Source organism: Diaphorobacter sp. ED-3 (genome assembly GCF_027625375.1).
Taxonomy (GTDB): Bacteria; Pseudomonadota; Gammaproteobacteria; order Burkholderiales; family Burkholderiaceae_C; genus Diaphorobacter; species Diaphorobacter nitroreducens.
Window position 1 is genome coordinate 2,325,681 of sequence record NZ_CP115182.1, and the last position, 16,604, is coordinate 2,342,284.

Annotated in this window: 15 protein-coding genes and 1 tRNA gene; 13 read left to right on the plus strand and 3 right to left on the minus strand. The window is 67.1% G+C overall.

The features are described from left to right. Window positions 1-52: 52 nt before the first annotated feature. From PCQ86_RS11370 to PCQ86_RS11395, 6 genes are all read left to right on the plus strand, one after another. Window positions 53-1,006, plus strand: a complete 954-nt coding sequence (locus tag PCQ86_RS11370; protein ID WP_011805236.1) for a Bug family tripartite tricarboxylate transporter substrate binding protein — start codon at window positions 53-55, stop codon at window positions 1,004-1,006. A 68-nt stretch (window positions 1,007-1,074) separates the two neighbouring features. Continuing rightward, on the plus strand, window positions 1,075-2,061 hold the full coding sequence (locus PCQ86_RS11375; RefSeq protein ID WP_270173776.1) for a 2-hydroxyacid dehydrogenase: 987 nt from the start codon (window positions 1,075-1,077) through the stop codon (window positions 2,059-2,061). A gap of 41 nt (window positions 2,062-2,102) precedes the next feature. Next, a complete protein-coding gene (locus tag PCQ86_RS11380; protein ID WP_270173777.1) occupies window positions 2,103-3,440 on the plus strand; it encodes an enolase C-terminal domain-like protein in 1,338 nt (445 codons plus the stop codon). A gap of 87 nt (window positions 3,441-3,527) precedes the next feature. Then, the gene (locus PCQ86_RS11385) at window positions 3,528-3,956 is read left to right on the plus strand and encodes a VOC family protein (protein WP_270175441.1); all 429 of its coding nucleotides are present in this window, start codon (window positions 3,528-3,530) and stop codon (window positions 3,954-3,956) included. A 50-nt stretch (window positions 3,957-4,006) separates the two neighbouring features. After that, window positions 4,007-4,759, plus strand: coding sequence for a leucyl/phenylalanyl-tRNA--protein transferase (aat, locus tag PCQ86_RS11390; protein ID WP_041835987.1), 753 nt, complete (start codon window positions 4,007-4,009; stop codon window positions 4,757-4,759). Continuing rightward, the gene (locus PCQ86_RS11395) at window positions 4,756-5,496 is read left to right on the plus strand and encodes an arginyltransferase (protein ID WP_011805231.1); all 741 of its coding nucleotides are present in this window, start codon (window positions 4,756-4,758) and stop codon (window positions 5,494-5,496) included. The genes aat and PCQ86_RS11395 overlap by 4 nt, the downstream gene beginning before the upstream one ends. 71 nt (window positions 5,497-5,567) lie before the next feature. Here PCQ86_RS11395 and PCQ86_RS11400 read toward each other — a convergent pair whose 3' ends face one another. Beyond that, window positions 5,568-5,981 (minus strand): DoxX family protein, encoded by a 414-nt coding sequence (locus tag PCQ86_RS11400; RefSeq protein WP_270173778.1) that lies wholly within the window; start codon window positions 5,979-5,981, stop codon window positions 5,568-5,570. A gap of 36 nt (window positions 5,982-6,017) precedes the next feature. Continuing rightward, a complete protein-coding gene (locus PCQ86_RS11405) occupies window positions 6,018-6,719 on the minus strand; it encodes a pirin family protein (protein WP_088886791.1) in 702 nt (233 codons plus the stop codon). A gap of 117 nt (window positions 6,720-6,836) precedes the next feature. On the opposite strand from PCQ86_RS11405, the gene PCQ86_RS11410 reads away from it, so the two are divergent. The 5 genes from PCQ86_RS11410 (at window position 6,837) to PCQ86_RS11430 (ending at window position 11,720) form a co-directional block, all read left to right on the plus strand. Next, a complete protein-coding gene (locus PCQ86_RS11410) occupies window positions 6,837-7,775 on the plus strand; it encodes a LysR family transcriptional regulator (protein WP_270173779.1) in 939 nt (312 codons plus the stop codon). Window positions 7,776-7,871: 96 nt separating this feature from the next. After that, entirely contained in the window at window positions 7,872-8,975 is a 1,104-nt protein-coding gene (locus PCQ86_RS11415) for an NAD(P)/FAD-dependent oxidoreductase (protein WP_270173780.1), read from the plus strand. Then, window positions 8,972-9,943 (plus strand): tRNA glutamyl-Q(34) synthetase GluQRS, encoded by a 972-nt coding sequence (gene gluQRS / locus PCQ86_RS11420; RefSeq protein ID WP_270173781.1) that lies wholly within the window; start codon window positions 8,972-8,974, stop codon window positions 9,941-9,943. The genes PCQ86_RS11415 and gluQRS overlap by 4 nt, the downstream gene beginning before the upstream one ends. Further along, on the plus strand, window positions 9,913-10,695 hold the full coding sequence (trmB, locus tag PCQ86_RS11425; protein WP_196995573.1) for a tRNA (guanosine(46)-N7)-methyltransferase TrmB: 783 nt from the start codon (window positions 9,913-9,915) through the stop codon (window positions 10,693-10,695). Before gluQRS ends, trmB begins: the two co-directional genes overlap by 31 nt. Window positions 10,696-10,715: 20 nt before the next feature. Then, window positions 10,716-11,720 carry a GGDEF domain-containing protein gene (locus PCQ86_RS11430; protein ID WP_047349549.1) on the plus strand — a complete coding sequence of 335 codons (1,005 nt, stop codon included), beginning with the start codon at window positions 10,716-10,718 and terminating at the stop codon, window positions 11,718-11,720. A gap of 147 nt (window positions 11,721-11,867) precedes the next feature. Here PCQ86_RS11430 and alaS read toward each other — a convergent pair whose 3' ends face one another. Further along, complete coding sequence (gene alaS / locus PCQ86_RS11435; protein ID WP_047349548.1) at window positions 11,868-14,492, minus strand: alanine--tRNA ligase; 2,625 nt, start codon at window positions 14,490-14,492, stop codon at window positions 11,868-11,870. Window positions 14,493-14,636: 144 nt separating this feature from the next. Between alaS and PCQ86_RS11440 the strand changes: the two genes are divergently transcribed. Both PCQ86_RS11440 and PCQ86_RS11445 read left to right on the plus strand, forming a co-directional pair. Then, window positions 14,637-16,127: an NAD-dependent succinate-semialdehyde dehydrogenase gene (locus PCQ86_RS11440; RefSeq protein ID WP_047349547.1), complete on the plus strand. Its 1,491-nt coding sequence runs from the start codon at window positions 14,637-14,639 to the stop codon at window positions 16,125-16,127. 167 nt (window positions 16,128-16,294) lie between these two features. Beyond that, window positions 16,295-16,368, plus strand: a tRNA-Gly gene (locus tag PCQ86_RS11445). The last annotated feature ends 236 nt before the right edge of the window (window positions 16,369-16,604 follow it).

The following is a 16,604-nucleotide window of genomic DNA, read 5'->3' on the forward strand; positions in this document are numbered from 1 at the left end:
CAGCGTTGGCGGGGCTGCTCATCCCGGCACATAAAGATCCAAGGAGCACCCCATGAAAAAAGTCCTCGTGGCCCTCGCGGCCAGCGTGGCCCTGTCTGCCGTGGCCGCCTGGCCGGAAAAGAGCGTGAACATCGTCGTACCGTTCCCGCCCGGCGGCTCCACCGACACCATTGCCCGCGCCATGGCCCAGCACATGGGCGAGAAACTGGGCCAGGCATTCGTGGTGGACAACCGCCCGGGCGCCACCGGCACCATTGGCGCCACGGCGGTCAAGCGCGCCGCGCCCGACGGCTACACGCTGCTCGTGGCCTCGCTCGGCCCCTACGTGATCGCGCCGCATCTGGTGAAGAACGTGCCCTATGACGCAGTCAAGGACTTCGACTATCTGTCTCTGCCCGTGCAAGCGCCCAATGTGCTCGTCGCCTCGCCCGCGCAGAAGGCACGTACGCTGGCCGAGGTGGTGGCTGCGCTCAAGGCGCAACCTGGCAAGATCAGCTTTGCCAGCTCTGGCAATGGCTCGTCGGACCACCTCTCGGCCGAGCTGTTCTGGCAGCAAAGCGGCACCACGGGCGTGCACGTGCCCTACAAGGGTGGCGCACCGGCCATCAACGATCTGCTGGGCGGACAGGTGGATTTCTCGTTCCAGAACGTGAACGCGGTGCTGCCGCACATCCGTGCCGGTAAGTTGACGGCCATCGCCGTCACGGGCGACAAGCGCTCCCCCGTTCTGCCCGACGTGCCCACGCTGGCCGAGGCCGGTGTGAAAGGGGCCGAGATCTATTCCTGGCAAGGAATGGCCGCGCCCAAGGGCTTGCCCGCGGATGTGAAGAAGAAGCTGGCCGACGCCGCCATCCAGGCCATCAATGAGCCGACGCTGAAGAAGCGCCTAACGGACCAGGGCATGGAGATCGTTGCCAACACCCCCGAGGAGTTCACGGCCTTCCAGGCGCGCGAATATGCGCGCTGGAAGACGCTCATCGAAGCCCGCAAAATCAGCATCGACTGATTGCCACGCCCTCTCGACGTCCGCGCCGCAGTTGCCGGTGCGGGCGCCCTCTTGCCTCTGCCGCCCCCATGACACATCGCCCTCCCCGCATCCTCCAGTACGGCCGCATGCCATTGCCCGCACTGGACCACGAACTGGCCGCCCAGTTCGACGTGACCGTGCTCAGCGAGCAGCCAGACCGGGCCGGCTTCCTGGCCGCGCACGGCGCAGATTTTGAATGCGTGGTGACTTCCGCCGCCATGGGGCTGCCGGGCGACGTGGTGCGCGCCCTGCCCCGCCTGCGGTTCGTCAGCAGCTTTGGCGTGGGCTTTGACGCACTGGACCAGGCTGCGCTGCTGGAGTGCGGCGCACGCGTGGGCTATACGCCCGGTGTGCTGGACGACTGCGTGGCCGACATGGCCTTCGCCCTGCTGCTGGACGCGGCGCGCAGCCTGTCCGCGGCCGACCGCTTCGTGCGCCGCGGTGACTGGAGCCGCCAGCGCTTTGGCGTGCACACGCGCGCCAGCGGCAAGCGCCTGGGCATCTTCGGCATGGGACGCATCGGCGCTGCCGTGGCGCGCCGCGCCGCGGGCTTTGACATGCAGGTGGCCTACCACAACCGCCGGCCGGTGGAGGGCTCGCCCCATCAGTACCTGCCGTCGCTGATGGAGCTGGCGCGTTGGGCGGACTTCCTCGTCATCACCGCTGCGGGCGGAGACAGCACGCGCCACCTGGTGAATGCCGAGGTGCTGGACGCGCTGGGCCCGCAGGGGTTCCTGGTCAACGTAGCGCGCGGCAGCGTGGTGGACGAGGCCGCGCTGGCCGCCGCCCTGCAGCAGCGGCGGATTGCCGGCGCCGGTCTGGACGTGTTCGAGGATGAGCCCCACCCGCTGCCAGCACTGCTCGCATTGGACAACGTCGTCCTGGCCCCCCACATCGCCAGCGGCACCCAGGAGACCTGCCGTGCCATGGCCGACCTGGTGCTGCAAAACCTGCACAGCTGCCTTGCCACGGGCGTGCCGGTGCAGGAAGTGCCCTGGTCGGCGGCTGCGGCCCGGCAGGCGCACTCCGCCTGACATCCGGGCCGTTTTATTTCCGTTTTTCTGTTCCCTGAACCATGTCACAGACTCCCACCATCACCGAGATCGAAGTCATCCCCGTCGCCGGGCGCGACGGCATGTTGATGAACCTCAGCGGCGCGCACGCGCCCTTCTTCACACGCAACGTGGTGCTGATTCATGACAGCGCGGGTCGCACGGGCGTGGGGGAAGTCCCCGGTGGCGAAGGCATCCGCCGGGCGCTGGAGGACAGTCGCGGCGTGCTCATCGGCCGATCCATTGGTGAGCGCCTGCAGTTGCTGCAGCAGGTGCAAAAGACCCTGGAAGGGCGTGACCCTGGTGGGCGCGGTCTGCAAACCTTCGACCTGCGCGTTGGCGTGCACGCCGTGACGGCCATCGAATCCGCACTGCTGGACCTGCAGGGCCAGCACCTGGGCGTGCCCGTGGCGGCGCTCCTGGGCGAAGGCCAGCAGCGCGAGCGCGTGGAGATGCTGGGCTATCTGTTCTTCGTGGGGCCGTCGCACAAGACCGGTAAGCCCTACGTGCAGGCGGGAGAGGACCGTTCAGGCACCGACGACTGGCACCAGGTACGCCACATGGAGGCCATGACGCCGGACGCCATCGTGCGCCAGGCCGAAGCCGCGCACGCGCGCTACGGGTTCAACGACTTCAAGCTCAAGGGCGGCGTGCTGGCCGGCGAGCAGGAGGTCGAGGCCGTCACCGCCCTGGCCAAGCGCTTCCCGCAAGCCCGCGTCACCCTGGACCCCAACGGCGGCTGGCTGCTCAAGGACGCCATCCGCCTGATGCGCGACATGCGCGGTGTGCTGGCCTATGCCGAAGACCCCTGCGGCGCCGAAGGGGGTTTCTCGGGCCGCGAGGTCATGGCCGAATTCCGCCGTGCCACCGGCCTGCCCACGGCCACCAACATGGTCGCCACCGACTGGCGCCAGATGGTGCACGCCCTGTCGCTGCAGTCCGTGGACATCCCACTGGCCGACCCGCATTTCTGGACCATGGCCGGCTCCGTGCGCGTGGGCCAGACCTGCCGCGACCGGGGCCTGACCTGGGGGTCGCACTCCAACAACCACTTCGACATCTCGCTGGCCATGTTCACCCACGTGGCGGCCGCCGTTCCGGGCAAGGTCACGGCCATCGACACGCACTGGATCTGGCAGGACGGGCAGTTCCTCACCCAGAACCCACTGCAGATCCGCGGCGGCTTCGTCGACGTGCCCAAGACCCCGGGCCTGGGAGTGACGGTGGACCGCGCCGCACTGCAGCGCGCGCATGCGCTGTACCAGGAGCATGGCCTGGGCGCGCGCGACGACGCCATCGGCATGCAAAGCCTGATTCCGGGCTGGCAGTTCGACCCCAAGCGGCCCTGCATGGTGCGCTGAATGCCGTCATGCGCCCCTGCCTAGAATGGCCGGACGCACCGCGCTGGGTCGCGCGGTATTCCGCCACGACAGGACAGGAGCGCCATGATGGAAGCACAGCACCTGCACCGCGGCCGCCTCATCGACCATATCCAGCTGGTGGTGCGCGACCTGCCCGCCAGCCTGCGGTTCTATGAGGCGGTGCTGGGCGCGCTGCAAATCCCCCTGGGAGGCCAGACCGACAGCTACTTCTGGGCCGACGAGCTGTTCGTATCCACGGCCAGCAGCCCCGCCGCCAATGGCCACCTCACGGGGCGGCACCACCTCGCCTTCCAGGCGAAAGACCGCGAGATGGTGGATGCCTTCCACCGCGCGGCGCTGGCGCATGGCGGGCGCGACAACGGCGCCCCGGGCGAGCGGTCCTACCACCCGGGCTACTACGCCGCCTTTGCGCTGGACCCGGACGGCAACAACATCGAGGCGGTATTCCATGGCGCACACCAGCGCAGCGCGTCCTCCGTCCTGATCACGTTCTGAGCACGCGGGCGGGCGACAATCGCGCTCCACGCGCGCCCTTGATTGCCTGCATGACCACATCGCTTCCCTGGCTGGAACCCGACGATCCTTTTCCACCCACCGACGGTGCCTGGGGCACGGACTCTCCCGCGCCCGGCCTGTTGGCCGCGGGCGGCACGCTGGGGGTGCCCCGCCTGGTGCAGGCCTATGCCCAGGGTGTCTTTCCGTGGTTCAGCACCGGCCAGCCCATCCTGTGGTGGAGCCCGGACCCGCGCATGGTGCTGCATGTGCAGGAATTCCGTCTGCACCGCTCGCTGCGCCGCGTGCTGCAGCGCTTTCGCGCCACGCCCGGTTGCGAGGTGCGCATCGACAGCGACTTTTCCGCCGTGATCCACGCCTGCGCCAACAAGCCGCGGGCCGGGCAGTCCGGCACCTGGATCGTGCCCTCCATGGTTGCCGCGTATGAGGCGCTGCATGCTGCTGGCCATGCCCATAGCGTGGAAACCTGGGTGAACGGGCAACTGGTGGGGGGGCTTTATTGCGTGGCGCTAGGACGGGCCGTGTTTGGCGAATCGATGTTCGCGCACGCGACCGATGCTTCCAAGATCGCCCTGGCGGCGCTGGTATGCCTGTGCCGGCGCGAGGGGGTCCGGTTGATCGACTGCCAGCAGAACACGGGCCATCTGGCCTCGCTGGGCGCCCGGGAGATGGAACGTTCGCAGTTTCTGAATCACGTGGCGCGAGCGCGGCAAGACCCTGCCTGCACCTGGAAATTCGAGCCCGTATACTGGACCGAGCTTTTGCCCAACCCCTCAGCGGCGTGACCCAACTCAACGATCTTCCGCTGCAAAGCCTGCAGTTCTACGCCACGGCACCCTACCCGTGCAGCTACCTACCCGAGCGGCAGGCGCGCTCGCAGGTGGCGACGCCCAGTCACCTGATTCAGAACGATGTGTATTCGGGCCTCGTGGCGCGGGGCTTTCGGCGCAGCGGCATGTTCACCTATCGCCCCTACTGCGACGGCTGCCAGGCCTGCACCCCGCTGCGCGTGGTGGTTGATCCATTCAAGCCCGACCGCAGCCAGCGCCGTGCCTGGAAGCGCCACGCCGGCCTGCAGGCGCGGGTGCTGCGCCTGTGCTACCTGCCCGAGCATTACCAGCTATACCTGCGCTACCAGAACGCACGCCATGCCGGGGGCGGCATGGACCAGGACAGCATCGACCAGTACACGCAGTTCCTGCTGCAAAGCCGGGTCAATTCGCGGCTGGTGGAGTTCCGTGAGACCGGGGCCGACGGCCAGCCGGGGACACTGAAGATGGTGTCCATCCTGGACGTGCTGGAGGACGGCCTCTCCGCCGTCTACACCTTTTACGAGCCCGAGCCGGGCGCAAGCTACGGCACCTACAACGTGCTGTGGCAGGTACAGCAGGCGCGCACGCTGGGCCTGCCGTATGTCTACCTGGGTTACTGGATCGAGCAGAGCCCGAAGATGAACTACAAGGCGCGCTTCATGCCGCATGAGCTGCGCATCGACGGCCGTTGGCAGCGTTCCAAAAGTTGATGGGCCTTGCAGGTCATATCGACCTCCAAGGCCCATCCATCAAGCGCAAGCAGCTTCTTTTTCGATAGCAATCAGCGCCCGAACCGTGCGCCGTCCACGCTCCATGCCCCGGCACCGAAGGCGGCGAATGCCAGCAAGCCGCCCGTCACGGCAACGTTCTTGAAGAACAACAGCTGCTGCATCATCTGCTGGTCCGCTGGCAGAGCCCAGTAGGCGTGGAAGAAGAAACTGGCCGCCAGCGTGAACACGGCCAGCGCCATCGCAGCGATGCGTGTTCCGAATCCGAAGAGCAGTGCCAGGCCGCCCAGTAGTTCAATCAACAGACCGACGGCAACGGCCACGGTGGGCATGGGCATGCCCACGGACGTGGCGTAGCCCACGGTGCCGGCAAAGCCGCTGATCTTGCCGAACCCCGCAGGGATGAACAACAGGGCGATGAGGATGCGGCCCAACAGGGCCAGAGGGTTTTGCAGGGTAGCAAACATGGCGGAACTCCTAGGGTTGAAGTGGATGGGCAGACTTCACGCGGCGAGATCAAAAACCAGAACTTCGGCATCGCTTCCCCCGGACAGGGTCACGCTGCTTTCGTTATCCAGCAGGGCCGCGTCGCCCCCGCTCAGATGCTGTCCGTTGACCTGCAGCGTACCGCGGATCAGGTGAACGTAGGCTTTGCGCCCTGCGGCAATGGGCAGCTCCGCCGCCTCAGCACCGTCGAACAGGCCCGCGTACAGCGTGGCGTCGGCATGGATCGTGACCGAGCCTTGCGCGCCGTCGGGCGAGGCCACGCGACGCAACTGGCCGCGCTTGTCGGCATCGGGAAAGCGCTTTTGCTCATAGCTCGGCGCGATGCCGCGCACATTAGGCTCGATCCAGATCTGCAGAAAGTGCGTCTGCTGGCCCTCGGCGTGGTTGAACTCGCTGTGCATCACGCCCGTGCCGGCGCTCATGCGCTGCACGTCGCCGGGCGGAATGCCCTTGACGTTGCCCATGCTGTCCTGGTGCGCCAGTTCGCCGGACAGCACGTAGCTGATGATCTCCATGTCGCGGTGGCCATGGGTGCCGAAGCCCGTGCCCGGCGCGATGCGGTCCTCGTTGATGACGCGCAGGTTGCCCCAGCCCATGTGGCGCGGGTCGTAGTAGCCCGCGAACGAGAAGCTGTGGTACGAATGGAGCCAGCCGTGGTCTGCGTGGCCGCGATCTTGCGATTTGCGAAGGGTCAGCATGGGGTCGCTCCTGGAAATGCGTTGCGTTGGAGAGAACTGTAGGTGGCGCAGCGCCCTTGCAGGGACAGCGGGCTTGAAGGCATCATTCAAACTCATTGAACGAATAGGCCGTCGATCATGCAAAACACCCGCGATGCCCTGACCCCCGAAAACTTGGCCGTGCTGCAGAGCATTGCGGAGACGGGCAGCTTTGCCGCGGCGGCACGCCAGCTCGGCGTGGTGCCCAGCGCACTGACCTACCGTGTGCGCCAGATCGAGGATGCGCTGGACGTGCTGCTGTTCGACCGCAGCGCCCGCCACGCACGGCCCACCGATGCCGGCATGGAGCTGCTGCGCGAAGGCAAGCGCTTGCTGGAGGACGTGGACGCCATCGCCAACCGCGTGCGCCGCGTGGCCACGGGCTGGGAGCCGCAGCTCACGCTGTCGGTGGACGGCGTCATCTCGCCCACCACCATGCTGGAGCTGGTGGAGGCGTTCTACGCCCTCGGACCACCCACGCGCGTGAAGTGGCGCGACGGCATCCTCAGCGGCACGGCCGAAGCGCTGACGTCGGGCCAAGCAGACCTGGCCATCGGCGTGGCCGTGGGTGCCTCCAACGTCGCCGGGCTGCAATCCGCCCCGCTGGGCGAGGTGCGCTTCATCTTCGTCGTGGCGCCCCATCACCCACTGGCCAAGGTGCCCGAGCCCATCAGCGACACCATGCTGCGCGAACACCGCGTGATCGCCGTGGCCGACTCGGCACGGCGCAGCAACGTGACCATGGGCATCCTCGCGGGGCAGGACGTCCTCACCGTGGACAACATGCGCGCCAAGATCCATGCACAGTTGCGCGGCCTGGGCGGGGGCTTTCTGCCCGAGCCCATGGTGCGTCCGTACCTCGAAGCCGGCCATCTGGTCGAGCGGCAGGTGGCGCGCCCCGCGCGCAACGTGCGTCTGAGCTACCAATGGGGTGGCCCCGGGCACGCTGCGCCGGGCCGCGCGCTGCAGTGGTGGCTGTCGCAACTGCAAAGTGACGCCACACGCCGTGCGTTGCTGGAAAACCACCACCAGTTCTGAATGCGTGGGCCGCGCGGCGCGTGTAGAGTCAACACTAGCGCTGCGCTAATTACCAGCACTGCACCAGCCCATTTCCGACGTCATCGAAGGCCTGCCATGACCCGCTTTTCCTCCCGCTCCAGCGATCGACTGAAACAAGGCCAGCAGGTCGCGCCCCTGGGCGCCGCGCGGCGCTTTGCCGTGGTGGGTGCCGGCATGGCCGGCGTGGCCTGCGCCCGCACACTGGCCCAGGCGGGCCACATGGTCACCGTCTTCGAGAAGGCGCCGCAGCCCGGCGGGCGCACGGCGGCGCTGGCGTCGCCGTTTGGCAGTTTTGATTCGGGCGCGCAGTACTTCACGGTACGCGACGCACGCTTTCAGCGGGCGCTGGACACTGTTTCCGGCCTGTGCCGCGCCTGGAGCGCCACCACCATCCGCGTGCTGGACGCCGCCGGGCGCGTCGCCACCGCCGCGCCACCGCCCGGTGAAGCGCACTGGGTGGCGGCCCCCGCCATGGATGCGCTGGTCCAGGCCTGGGCCGCACCGCTGGCGCGCGAAGGCCACCTGCACACGCGCACGGCCGTCACGCGCATCGAGCGCGACGCCATGCGGCCCACGGCCTGGCAGCTGCGCACCGAGACGCTCGATGGGGGATCGCAGGTGTATGCGGGTTTCGATGGCGTGGTACTGGCCCAGCCCGCACCGCTGTCGCGGGCGCTGCTGCAGCAGTCCGGCGTTTCCACGCCGTGGGACGATGCCCTGGCCGGCGTGGACATCGCGCCCTGCTGGACCTTGATGCTGGCCTTTGCGCAGGCCGTGCGCCCCGGGCTGACCACGCTTGGCCCGCAGTGGAACGCCGCACGCACTACGCACCACCGCATTGCCTGGCTGGCCCGTGAGTCCAGCAAGCCCGGCCGGACACAGATCGAGCGCTGGACGGTGCAGGCCAGTCCCGCCTGGTCGCTGGAGCACCTGAACGACGAGGCCCCCCGCGTGCAGGCCAAGCTCATCAAGGCGTTTGCCGAAGTCACCGGCATACGCGCCACGCCCACGCATGCCGAGATGCGGCGCTGGCGCCACGCGCAGACGCAAAAGCCCTTGGGCCAGAGCTTCCTGTGGGACGCCTCCCTGGGCCTGGGCGTTTGCGGCGATTGGTGCCTGGGGCACCGGCTGGAAGACGCTTTCGTCTCGGGCCTGGAGCTCGCGCTCACCGCTGCATGACAGCGGCCGCGGGCTACGTCGGCCGCTTTGCCCCCTCCCCGACCGGCCCGCTGCACGCGGGCTCGCTCGTCGCCGCCTTGGCCAGCTGGCTGGACGCGCGCGCGGCCCTTGGAGGACGCGGCGGGCGCTGGCTGGTGCGCATCGAAGACGTGGACCCGCCGCGCTGCGTGCCCGGCGCCGACGAGCGCATTCTGGCGCAGCTGGCCCGCTGCGGCCTGTTGCCCGACGAGCAGCCGCTGTACCAATCCACCCGCGGCCCCCGCTACCAGCAAGCGCTGGATGGGCTGCTCCACGCCGGCCTGGCCTACCCATGCGCATGCACGCGCCGCGACATCGAAGCCGCCTTGCAGGCGCAGGGCCTGGTGCATGAACGCCATGTGGAACGCCCCTACCCTGGCACCTGCCGCGACGGCCTGGGTGGACGCACGCCGCGCGCCTGGCGCTTCCATACCCAGCGGTATCAATCAAAAATGCCTCCAGCGCCCATCCAGCAAGCGCAAACAGCTATTTATTCAATAGCAAGTTCCGGCGTCTCTTGGACTGATCGGCGCCTGGGCCCGCAGTTTCAGGATGTGGCGCGGCAAGTGGGCGACTTCGTTCTGCGGCGTGCAGATGGCCTGTGGGCCTACCAGCTTGCGGTCGTGGTCGACGACGCCGACCAGGGCGTCACCCATGTGGTACGCGGCGAAGACCTGGCCGACAACACGCCGCGCCAGATCCTGCTGCAGTCCGCATTGGGCGTGCCCACGCCGCAGTACCTGCATACGCCCCTGGTACGTGCGGCGGATGGCGAGAAGCTCTCCAAACAACATGGCGCTCCCCCCATCGACGACAGCCAGCCGCTGCAGGCTTTGACAAATGCAGCCCAGGTACTGGGATTGCCGTCACCTACAGGCATAGCAGGCATCCCCGATGCGCTCGCATTCTGGGTCAAGGCATGGCCTGGAACCTACAATTCGCCGCTGTGACTCAAACGCTTTCTTCGCAAGACCCGCAGGCCCCCGCGGCCCCCCCCATGCCCGGTGCCGCTGGCAGCGCCCCGGCAGACGTCGCCCATCCCAAGGGCATCAAAAGCTATGTGCGCCGCGCCGGCCGCACCACCACCGGCCAGGCCAAGGCGCTGGAAGAGCTGGGCCCGCGCTACGTGCTGGACTATGCGCCCGCCCTGCTGGACGCCACTGCGGCCTTCGGCCGCAGCGCGCCGCTGGTGCTGGAGATCGGCTTCGGCATGGGCGAGGCCACGGCACACATCGCGCGCGTGCGCCCGCAAGACAACTTTCTGTGCTGCGAGGTGCATGAACCCGGCGTGGGCGCGCTGCTCAAGCGCATCGGCGAGCAGGACATCCACAACATCCGCATCCTGCAGCACGACGCTGTCGAGGTGCTGGAGCACATGCTGGCGCCCGGAGCGCTCGACGGCGTGCATATCTTCTTTCCCGACCCCTGGCACAAGAAGCGCCACAACAAGCGCCGCCTGATCCAGCCGCCGCTGGTGGCGCAGCTGGCGGCACGCTTGAAGCCGGGGGGCTACATCCACTGTGCGACCGACTGGCAGCCGTATGCGGAGCAGATGCTGGAGGTGTTGTCGGCCGAACCCTTGCTGTCCAACACCGCCGAGGGCTATGCTCCGCAGCCGGACTATCGCCCCCTGACCAAGTTCGAGAACCGCGGCATGCGGCTCGGCCATGGCGTGTGGGACCTGGTGTTCACGCGCCGCTGAGCGTCTATTCCCGTTTCCCGATGAAGCCCATCCTCCAGAACCTGGCCGAAATGACCGCCCACCGGGACCACTTGCGCCTGGAGGTCTCGGTGCTGTCCACGCTGCTCAAGCTGGGCCATATCGTGCAGGTGCGGGCGCTGGAGCTGTTCACGCAGGACGAAGTCCTGATGCTGCGCCCGCGCAGCTGGAGCCACGAAGGGCAGTTAGTCTCCAGTGAGTACGACGCTGCTTCAGATCCCCAGCGCATTCCGCTGGCGCAAGAGCCTGAACTGGCCCACTGCATCGCCACCCAGGGCGAGAGCGCCGCGCGTGCCTCCGAGCAGCGCCACACGCTCTGGCTGCCCATGTGGCTGGGCGGGCGCCCCACGGCGTGCCTGGAAATCACCCAGTCCCGCCGCTTCACGCGGCACCAGCGCGACGTGATCATGGGCGTGTTTCTGGTCTACCAAAACTACCAGAGCCTGCTGGATTACAGCGAGCGGGACGCGCTCACCGGGCTGCTGAACCGCAAGACCTTCGAGGAGCAGTTCTCACGACAGACCGGCGCACCCGCCAGCCCAGGCGAGGGCGAAGACACTGTGCGCCAATGGCTGGCGGTGATCGACATCGACCATTTCAAGTCGGTCAATGACCGCTTTGGACACCTCTATGGCGATGAGGTGCTGATCCTGGTGGCCAACCGCCTGCGCACCCTGTTCCAGAGCCAGGACAGCATCTTCCGCTTCGGCGGAGAGGAGTTCGTGGTGCTGCTGCGTTCCCTCACGCTGGCGCAGGCGCGCCAGGCGCTGGAGCGGTTGCGCGCGGCCGTGCAGACGCATGTGTTCCCGCAGATCGGACACATCACCGTGAGCATCGGCTTCGCGGCCACGCAACAGGGCTCGCCGGTGGAGATCCTGGGGCGCGCGGACCAGGCGCTCTACTATGCCAAGGAACATGGACGCAACCAGGTCTGCTTCTATGAAGATCTGGTCAACAGTGGCGCCTTGCAGATCAAGGTGGCGCACGACGAAGTGGAGCTGTTCTAGCCCATTTGCCGGCAGACGGTGCTGCGCCTGCCGTCTTTTGCCTAGCCCCGTGGGTCAGGTGTAACCGCGGCGCAGGCCACCACCGCCCACGCGGGTGCAACATGTCCGCAATTGCGCCCGGCCCCCGTCTGGGGGCCCAGGCCGCCGTCAGATGCGCTCGCCCACCCAGCCCTGCACGGCTGCCAGCGCCTGCGGCAGCGCCGCCGCGTTGGTGCCGCCGGCCATGGCCATGTCGGGTTTTCCGCCCCCTTTGCCACCCACTTGGGCCGCCACGAAGTTCACCAGATCCCCGGCCTTGACACGGCCGATGCTGTCGGCCGTCACGCCAGCCGCCAGCTGCACCTTGTCGCCATCGACGGCCGCCAGCACGATGGCCGCCGTCTTGAGCTTGTCCTTGAGCTTGTCCATGGTCTCGCGCAGGGTCTTGGCGTCCGCGCCTTCCAGCCGGGCCGCCAGCACCTTGATGCCCTTGACGTCCACGGCCTGGCCGGCCAGCTCGTCGCCCTGGCTGGAAGCCAGCTTGCCCTTGAGTGCAGCCAGTTCCTTCTCGAGCGTCTTGATCTGATCGAGCGCACCGCCAATGCGGGCGGTCAGCTCCGCGGGGGGCGCCTTCAGGGCGGCTGCAGCCTGGTCCACCGTGGACTCCAGCGACTGCAGGTAGGCCAGCGCGTTCTCGCCGGTCACCGCCTCGATGCGGCGCACGCCCGCGGCCACGCCGCCCTCAGCCACCACCTTGAACAGGCCGATGTCGCCCGTGCGGCGCACGTGCGTGCCGCCGCACAGCTCGCGGCTGGTGCCGATGTCCAGCACACGCACGGTCTCGCCGTACTTCTCGCCGAACAGCATCATGGCGCCCGTTTTCTGCGCGCTTTCGATGTCCATCAGGCGCGCGTTGGTGTCGGTATTGGCCAGCACCTCGGCATTCACCAGGCGTTCGATCTCGCGAATCTGCGCGGCCGTCAGCGGCGCGTTGTGCGCGAAGTCAAAGCGCGTGCGCTCGGCGTTCACCAGGCTGCCCTTTTGCTGCACATGGTCGCCCAGCACCTCGCGCAGCGCCTTGTGCATGAGGTGGGTGACCGAGTGGTTGCGCATGGTGGCCGCGCGCAGTTGCAGGTCCACCTGCGCCTGCACCGTGTCGCCCACATTCAGCGTGCCGGCTTCCAGGATGCCGTGGTGGCCGTAGACGTCGGCCTTGATTTTCTGCGTGTCGGCCACGGTGAAGCACGCCGAGCCAGCGCCGATGGTGCCTTGGTCGCCCACCTGGCCGCCGCTTTCGGCATAGAACGGCGTGCGGTCCAGCACCACCACGCCGCTCTGGCCCGCGTGCAGGGCTGCGGTGCTGGTGCCGTCCACGTACAGCGCGACGATCTTGGCACTTTCGGCCAGTTGCTCGTAACCCGTGAACTGGTTGGCCGCGCCGGTGTATTCCAGCGCGCGGTCCATCTTGAACTTGCCTGCGGCGCGGGCAGTGCTCTTCTGGTGTTCCATGGCGGTGGCAAAGCCCGCTTCGTCCACGTTGACGCCCCGTTCGCGGCACACGTCATTCGTCAGGTCCAGCGGGAAGCCATAGGTGTCGTGCAGCTTGAACGCCACGTCGCCCGGCAGCGTCTTGGCGCCGCCAGCCAAAGCGCTGTCCAGAATCTCCATGCCGTGCGCCAGGGTCTCGAAGAAGCGTTCCTCTTCCACCCGCAGCACATCCGTGATGCGCGCCTGTTGCTCGCGGATCTTGGGGTAGGCATCGCCCATCTGCTGCACCAGGTCTTGCACCAGCTTGTGGAAGAACGGCGTCTTGCGACCCAGCTTGTAGCCGTGGCGAATGGCGCGGCGCACGATGCGGCGCTGCACGTAGCCGCGGCCCTCGTTGCTGGGGATGACACCGTCGGCGACCAGGAAGGCGGTGGCGCGGATGTGGTCGGCGATGACCTTGAGCGACGGGTTGGTCAGGTCGCTTGTGCCTGTTTCGCGCGCCGCGGCCTTGATCAGCGCGTCGAACAAGTCGATCTCGTAGTTGCTGTGCACGTGCTGCAGGATGGCGGCCAGGCGCTCCAGGCCCATGCCGGTGTCCACGCAGGGTGCGGGCAGCGGCTTGACGTTGCCTTGCTCGTCCATGTCGAACTGCATGAACACGTTGTTCCAGATTTCGATGAAGCGGTCGCCGTCCTCATCCGGGCTGCCCGGGGGGCCGCCGGCAATGTGCTCGCCGTGGTCGTAGAAGATCTCCGAGCACGGGCCGCAGGGGCCGGTGTCGGCCATCATCCAGAAGTTGTCGCTCTTGTAGCGGCCGCCCTTGTTGTCACCGATGCGGATCACCCGCTCGGGCGGCAGGCCGATTTCTTTGGTCCAGATGTCGTAGGCCTCGTCGTCCTCGGCGTAGACCGTGGCCAGCAAGCGCTCGGGAGGCAGCTTGTAGACCTCGGTCAGCAGCTCCCAGGCCCACTTGAGCGACTCGCGCTTGAAGTAGTCGCCAAAGCTCCAGTTGCCCAGCATCTCGAAGAACGTGTGGTGGCGCGCGGTGTAGCCCACGTTCTCCAGGTCGTTGTGCTTGCCGCCGGCGCGCAGGCAGGTCTGCACCGATGTGGCGCGCACATAGGGGCGCTTGTCCGTACCCAGGAACACATCCTTGAACTGCACCATGCCCGAGTTGGTGAACATCAGCGTGGGGTCGTTGCCCGGCACCAGCGGACTGGACGCCACCACGGTATGCCCCTTGGCGGCGAAGAAGTCCAGGAAGGTCTTGCGAATGTCTGCAACGGAGAAAGTCGGTGTGCTCATGGTGTGTATGGGGTTCGTGGGCGGGTATGGCAGCGCAAGGCATCCCGTCGTGACCAACCTGCCATTATAGATTTCACCCTTGCGCACGCACGGCGCTATCCTGCCCCTTTGCCTTGCCCGCCGCGGCCTTCCAGGAGCCACCCCATGGACATGAAGACATCACCCCTTTCCCTGCTCAAGGATCCGAGCCTGCTCAAGACCGACGCCCTGCTGGGAGGCCAGTGGTTCGCAGGCGGCGCACGCTTTGCCGTGCACGACCCGGCCACGGGCCTGAAGTTGGCCGATGTGGCCAACCTGGGGGCCAAGGAAGCCGAGCTGGCCATCGCCGCCGCCAACGAAGCATGGCCCGCATGGAAGGCCAAGACCGCCAAGGAGCGCAGCACCATCCTGCGCCAGTGGTTTGACCTGCTCATGCAGCACCAGGACGACCTGGGCCGGCTCATGACGGCAGAACAAGGCAAGCCACTGCCCGAGGCCAAGGGCGAGGTGGCCTATGGCGCAAGCTTCGTCGAGTGGTTTGCCGAGGAGGCCAAGCGCGTGAACGGCGAGACCCTGCCGCAGTTCGACAACAACCGCCGCCTTTTGGTGCTCAAGCAGCCCATCGGCGTGTGCGCGGCGATCACACCGTGGAACTTCCCCTTGGCGATGATCACGCGCAAGGTGGCGCCGGCGCTCGCGGCGGGCTGTCCGGTGGTCATCAAGCCGGCCGAGCTCACCCCCCTCACCGCCCTCGCCGCGGCCGAGCTGGCGTTGCGCGCGGGCATTCCCGCAGGCGTGCTGAGCGTGCTGACGGCCGATGCGGAGAACTCCATCGCCATCGGCAAGGTGCTGTGCGCAAGCGACGTCGTGCGCCACCTGTCGTTCACCGGCTCGACGGAGGTCGGGCGCATCCTCATGGCCCAGTGCGCGCCCACGGTGAAGAAGCTGAGCCTGGAGCTGGGCGGCAATGCGCCGTTCATCGTGTTCGACGATGCCGACCTCGACTCCGCCGTGGAAGGCGCCTTTGCCAGCAAATACCGCAATGCCGGGCAGACCTGCGTGTGCACCAACCGCTTCTACGTGCAGGCGGGGGTGTACGACGCCTTCGTCGCCAAGTTTGCCGCTCGCGTAAAAACCGCGAAGGTCGGCAATGGCTTCGAGGACGGCGTGAACCAGGGCCCGCTGATCGAACCCGCCGCGGTGGACAAGGTACAGCGCCACCTGGACGACGCCATCGCCAAGGGCGCCAGCGTCGTGACGGGCGGAAAGCACCTGGCGGAACTGGGCGCGGGCCAGTTCTTTGAGCCCACGGTGCTGGCCAACGCCACCGCTGGAATGCTGTGCGCGCGCGAGGAAACCTTCGGCCCGCTGGCGCCGGTCTTCAGGTTCGAGACCGAGCAGGAAGCCATCGCTGCCGCCAACGCCACCGAGTTCGGCCTGGCCAGCTACTTCTATAGCCGCGACGTGGGCCGCATCTTCCGAGTGGGCGAGGCGCTGGAATATGGCATGGTGGGTGTGAACGTCGGCATTCTCGCGACCGAGCATGTGCCCTTCGGCGGCGTCAAGCAGTCGGGCCTGGGGCGCGAGGGCTCCCACTACGGCATGGACGACTATGTGGAGATCAAATACCTCTGCGTGGGCGATATCCAGAAGTAGAGAGCACTTTACTTCTTTTTTTATAGCTGCCAGCGCTTGCTCCTATTGCCCGATGGCCAGAAATTCCCACGAACCCATGTGCTGGCAGGACAGGCTGGACGTCGGCCGGCGCAGAACGCACGGTTGCCCGGAAAGCACGCGGCAGTGCGCTAGAATCCACCGACTTTGCGGGCGTCGTTCAATGGTAGGACCTGAGCTTCCCAAGCTCAAGACGTGGGTTCGATTCCCATCGCCCGCTCCACTTCAGCTTTCCATGGTGTTCCAAGGACGTCCATGGAGTGTTGCAAGTCATTGTCACGGTTCGGCTTTTCCAGAAAAGCCGTTCCAGTGACGTCCAGCGAAATCCACTGACGGCCGGCCCAAACTGGTACAAAAAGTGGCCCAAACAATGCGCGAACTTCCCCTGCCGCATTGTTGCTGGAGGAGCCGAGGTCCGATGGGAAACATGGCACTCAACTCGCTTTCATGGAGTTGGGA

Coding starts and splice junctions, on each gene's coding strand:
- trmB (WP_196995573.1), top strand. CDS start 9,913: ATGGCCTGGAACCTACAATTCGCCGCTGTGACTCAAACGCTTTCTTCG.
- PCQ86_RS11375 (WP_270173776.1), top strand. CDS start 1,075: ATGACACATCGCCCTCCCCGCATCCTCCAGTACGGCCGCATGCCATTG.
- aat (WP_041835987.1), top strand. CDS start 4,007: ATGACCACATCGCTTCCCTGGCTGGAACCCGACGATCCTTTTCCACCC.
- PCQ86_RS11370 (WP_011805236.1), top strand. CDS start 53: ATGAAAAAAGTCCTCGTGGCCCTCGCGGCCAGCGTGGCCCTGTCTGCC.
- PCQ86_RS11385 (WP_270175441.1), top strand. CDS start 3,528: ATGGAAGCACAGCACCTGCACCGCGGCCGCCTCATCGACCATATCCAG.
- gluQRS (WP_270173781.1), top strand. CDS start 8,972: ATGACAGCGGCCGCGGGCTACGTCGGCCGCTTTGCCCCCTCCCCGACC.
- PCQ86_RS11410 (WP_270173779.1), top strand. CDS start 6,837: ATGCAAAACACCCGCGATGCCCTGACCCCCGAAAACTTGGCCGTGCTG.
- alaS (WP_047349548.1), bottom strand. CDS start 14,492: ATGAGCACACCGACTTTCTCCGTTGCAGACATTCGCAAGACCTTCCTG.
- PCQ86_RS11440 (WP_047349547.1), top strand. CDS start 14,637: ATGGACATGAAGACATCACCCCTTTCCCTGCTCAAGGATCCGAGCCTG.
- PCQ86_RS11380 (WP_270173777.1), top strand. CDS start 2,103: ATGTCACAGACTCCCACCATCACCGAGATCGAAGTCATCCCCGTCGCC.
- PCQ86_RS11400 (WP_270173778.1), bottom strand. CDS start 5,981: ATGTTTGCTACCCTGCAAAACCCTCTGGCCCTGTTGGGCCGCATCCTC.
- PCQ86_RS11415 (WP_270173780.1), top strand. CDS start 7,872: ATGACCCGCTTTTCCTCCCGCTCCAGCGATCGACTGAAACAAGGCCAG.
- PCQ86_RS11430 (WP_047349549.1), top strand. CDS start 10,716: ATGAAGCCCATCCTCCAGAACCTGGCCGAAATGACCGCCCACCGGGAC.
- PCQ86_RS11405 (WP_088886791.1), bottom strand. CDS start 6,719: ATGCTGACCCTTCGCAAATCGCAAGATCGCGGCCACGCAGACCACGGC.